The sequence below is a fragment of the Protofrankia sp. Cr1 genome, from assembly GCF_963555865.1.
Lineage (GTDB): Bacteria > Actinomycetota > Actinomycetes > Frankiales > Frankiaceae > Protofrankia.
Genome location: NZ_CAUVXO010000702.1, coordinates 1 through 1297, shown reverse-complemented (window position 1 = coordinate 1297; position 1297 = coordinate 1). Strand labels below are relative to the sequence as shown.

1 pseudogene is annotated in these 1297 nt (G+C 71.8%); it reads right to left on the bottom strand.

The window, feature by feature from the left end:
- Positions 1-1160, bottom strand: a pseudogene (locus U9980_RS28240) (hypothetical protein); the annotation flags it as partial.
- Between the last annotated feature and the right edge of the window lie 137 nt (positions 1161-1297).

Genomic DNA, 1297 nt, shown 5'->3' with positions numbered 1-1297 from the left:
GGCTGCCCGTCCAGCCGCCCGTCCAGCCGCAACAACGTGGTGTCCGGTACCGGAATGGTCCGGTCCGGTGGTTCCAGCCGGTAGCCGTCAGCGAGCCGGACGAGCGCGGCTCCGTCGCTGGGCTCGCCCAGGCCGACCAGCCGCCAGCAGCCGAAGGAGCTGTCGGCCAGCACCCACGTGCCGGCGTCCATCAGGTCGGCGAGCAGCGGGTCACCCAGGGCGGACGCCATGGCGTGCTGGAGCAGCAGCCCGTCGCCGGTGGCCCGGCAGACCAGCACGAACGGGTCATGATCGAGCGCAGCCAGTAGCGACGCGGGCAGCGCCTCCCCCGATGCGGCGGACAGCCGCAGTTCGGTGGCGACCCGGCCGCCACCGAACGGTCCGGCAGCAGCCCCGGACAGCGGGGCGTCGAACAGCGGATCCAGCCGGACCGGCCGGTAGCTCACCGACAGCCCCAGCTCCAGGGCACGTTGGATGACCTCGCCGGCCAGCGCACCGGGCAGCAGGACCACCGCCTCGGTGGATGTGCCGGCCGCGACCGGGTGGAGTCCGGCGGTCCGGACCACTTCGACGACGCTCACCGGACGGAGCCCGGACGTGGGCACCGACCCACGGTCGCCGTCCGGTGTGACCGGGGCGACCGGCATGGCGCCCCAGCCACGATCGGGCCGGAACCATCCATCGGCGTGGACATACAGCCGACCCTGCGCGGTTGACACCAGCTCCCGGCCCAGGTCAAGGTCCATTTCTACGGCCACCCACCAGCCACCGGAACCGGCGACGGTCGGGACGCCTGACGGTTCCTCCAGTCCGTCGGCCCGCAGGAACTGGATGCTGTCACGGTGCCCGGTTGCCATGAGTGAGCCGGCGAACACCAGCGCCGCGGAGGCGGAGGCGAACCTGCCGGCGAGTTCCACCACCTGCGCAGAAAGGCCGGCGGAGTCAGCGGACCCGTCCGGTCCAGTGGACGAGTCCGGTCGGATCGCCGATCCGTTCTGGGGGATCGGGATCAGGATCGCGTCCGGAGGCGTGGGCTCCTGGGGGCTGGGCTCCGGTAGCGGGGATGCCTGTGGAACGGGAACCTCGTCCGGCCGGATCTCGTGGACACCGAAAGGATGTCGCCCTTGACCGGACGCTGGAGGATCGGGATTCAGAGCCATCGGCTACCCCGCGGACAGGCTGGTCGTGGATCCGGCAGCGACGGACGGCCCGCCAGGAGAGAACACCCCGGCTGCTGTCGGTGGCACAGCACCGGTCGACACAGCGCCGGAGGGCAGGGTCAGTTGGTGTGCAGCAC